Genomic DNA, 2,426 nt, shown 5'->3' with positions numbered 1-2,426 from the left:
TGCCTGGTCGAGCGGGCGGTGCCGTAGCGCAGCACCTGCTCGGGCTCCACCACGACCAGCACCGACTGCCCGCCGCGATCGACGGTGTAGGTGATCGTGCCGGTCTTCTCACGGGTCTTCTCGGTGAATTCCGCCCAGGTGGTGACCTCGGCCCCGTCGACGGCGGTGACCCTGTCGCCGGGCAGCAGCCCGCCCTTCTCGGCCGGACCGGCGCCGGTGCACGGCTTCAGCGAACCGTCGGGGTTGGCGTCGGAGACACAGGCCAGCGTGCCGACGACCGGCGCCGGCTCGTCGAGGTTGGGCAGGCCCCAGCCGACGGCCAGCACCACGATCAGCAGGAAGCCGAGCGCGAAGTTCATCACGATGCCGCCGACCATCACCACCAGCCGCTTCCAGGTGGCCTGGCGGTACATGGCGCGGTCGACGTCCTCGGGGCGCACGTCGTCCAGGGCGGTCATGCCGACGATGTCGCAGAACCCGCCCAGCGGCACGGCCTTGATCCCGTACTCGGTCTCACCCCGCTGGAACGACCACAGGGTCGGCCCGAAGCCGATGAAGTAGCGACGCACCTTCATGCCGGTGGCCTGCGCGGCCCACATGTGCCCGCATTCGTGCAATGCCACCGAGATCAGGATGCCGAGCGCGAACAACGCGAACCCGACGGCGAACACCATTAGCTCTCCAGCCCTCCTGCGTAGCGCAGCTACTCGTCACTCCGCGCACGCGCGCCCTGCCGGACGCGAGCACCCGACCACCCTATCGGTCCGCCATCCGGTCACCGGACCAGTCTGCCAGGGCCCGCCCACGCCCGCGTGGCGATACGCGCACGGGCGCGGACCCCCGTCAGGCGCCGACGAGTCCGGCCGCGTGCTCGCGTGCCCAGCGGTCGGCGGCGAGCACGTCCTCGACGGTCTCCGGCTCGGCGGTCCAGCGGTCGGCGGCCTCCACCGCGCGGGCCACGGTGCGCACGATCTCCGGGAACCGGATGCGACCGGCCAGGAAGGCGTCCACCGCGACCTCGTTGGCGGCGTTGTAGACCGCGGTCACGCTGCCGCCCGCCTCGCCTGCCTGCCGCGCCAGCTCGACGGCGGGGAAGACCTCGTTGTCGACCGGCTCGAAGGTCCAGGTCGAGGCGGTGGAGAAGTCGCAGGCGGCGGCCGCCCCGGGCACCCGGTCCGGCCAGCCCAGCGCCAGCGCGATCGGCAGCTTCATGTCCGGCGGCGAGGCCTGGGCCAGGGTGGAGCCGTCGACGAAGGTGACCATGGAGTGCACGATCGACTGCGGGTGCACGGTGACGTCGATGCGGTCGTAGTCGATGCCGAACAGCAGGTGCGTCTCGATCAGTTCCAGGCCCTTGTTCACCAGCGAGGCCGAGTTCAACGTGTTCATCAGTCCCATCGACCAGGTGGGGTGCGCCTTGGCCTGGGCGGGGTCGACGGCTTCGAGCTGCTCGGCGGTCCAGCCGCGGAACGGCCCGCCCGAGGCGGTCAGCACCAGCCGGTCCACCTCGTCGGCGCGGCCGCCGCGCAGGCACTGCGCCAGCGCGGAGTGCTCGGAGTCCACCGGCACGATCTGGCCGGGCGCGGCCGCGCGGGTCACCAGCGAGCCGCCCGCCACCAGGGATTCCTTGTTCGCCAGCGCGAGCCGGGTGCCCGAGGCCAGGGTGGCCAGCGTCGGCGCGAGGCCGAGCGAGCCGACGAGCGCGTTGAGCACCACGTCGGCCTCGGTGCGGCGCACCAGTTCGGTCACCGCGTCCGGTCCGGCCAGGTCGATGTCCAGTGCCGCGCCCGCCGTGGGATCGGCGACGGCGACATTGCGGGTGCCGGTGGCGGTCATCTGCTCGGCCAGCAGCGCCGGATTGCCGCCGCGCGCGGCCAGGCCGACGACCTCGAATTTGTCGGGGTTGGCGGCGATGACCTCCAGCGCCTGCGTACCAATGGATCCGGTGCTGCCGAGCAGCAGGACTCTCACGATGTCGGACACCACGCCATTGTGGCGCATGGCCCGGCTTCCAACGACGCCGCGTCGTATGTCACGATGTCGGTCAGCAAGCCGACTGCGTACCGTCCCTTCGGTACCCCACACAGCTGAGGAGCGATCGTGGCCGCCACGGAGATCGAACCCGCCAACACCGAGCGCGCCGTCGTCACGAAGGTCGACCCCGCGGAGGTTCCCTCGGCCGCCTGGGGTTGGAGCGGAGAGTCGCCGCGCACCTTCAAGACCGCAGCGATCGTCGTCGCCCTGATCCTGCTGGCCATGCTGATCGGCAACCACAGCGGCAACGTGGAGAACCTCTACCTGATCGGCTTCGCCGCCGCGCTGTTCGTGCTCGTCGGCTACGACGTCTGGTACCGCCGCAAGCCGCGCTAGACCGCGCGTCCGCGACGCCGTCACCTTCCCGGCGCGCGCGTGGCTACCGTTTCCGG

The 2,426-nt window shown here is 71.4% G+C and carries 3 protein-coding genes; 1 reads left to right on the top strand and 2 read right to left on the bottom strand.

Annotated elements, in window-relative coordinates:
- Positions 1 to 674, bottom strand: a 674-nt coding sequence (locus tag QH283_RS01745) for a M50 family metallopeptidase (protein ID WP_280501263.1), incomplete at its 3' end; no start/stop codon positions are given.
- Positions 675 to 843: 169 nt separating this feature from the next.
- The gene (gene dxr, locus QH283_RS01740) at positions 844 to 2,001 is read right to left on the bottom strand and encodes a 1-deoxy-D-xylulose-5-phosphate reductoisomerase (protein ID WP_280501262.1); all 1,158 of its coding nucleotides are present in this window, start codon (positions 1,999 to 2,001) and stop codon (positions 844 to 846) included.
- Between the two features lie 99 nt (positions 2,002 to 2,100).
- Here dxr and QH283_RS01735 point away from each other — a divergent pair, with 99 nt between their 5' ends.
- On the top strand, positions 2,101 to 2,370 hold the full coding sequence (locus QH283_RS01735) for a DUF2631 domain-containing protein (protein ID WP_280501261.1): 270 nt from the start codon (positions 2,101 to 2,103) through the stop codon (positions 2,368 to 2,370).
- Positions 2,371 to 2,426: the final 56 nt, after the last annotated feature.

Source organism: Nocardia farcinica (genome assembly GCF_029867845.1).
In the GTDB taxonomy this organism is placed as follows: domain Bacteria; phylum Actinomycetota; class Actinomycetes; order Mycobacteriales; family Mycobacteriaceae; genus Nocardia; species Nocardia farcinica_A.
Note: the sequence above shows the minus strand (reverse complement) of the source record. Positions and strands in the feature narration are given on the sequence as shown.

Excerpts from the sequence above, each read along its gene's own strand:
- dxr (WP_280501262.1), bottom strand. The coding sequence starts at position 2,001 with ATGCGCCACAATGGCGTGGTGTCCGACATCGTGAGAGTCCTGCTGCTC.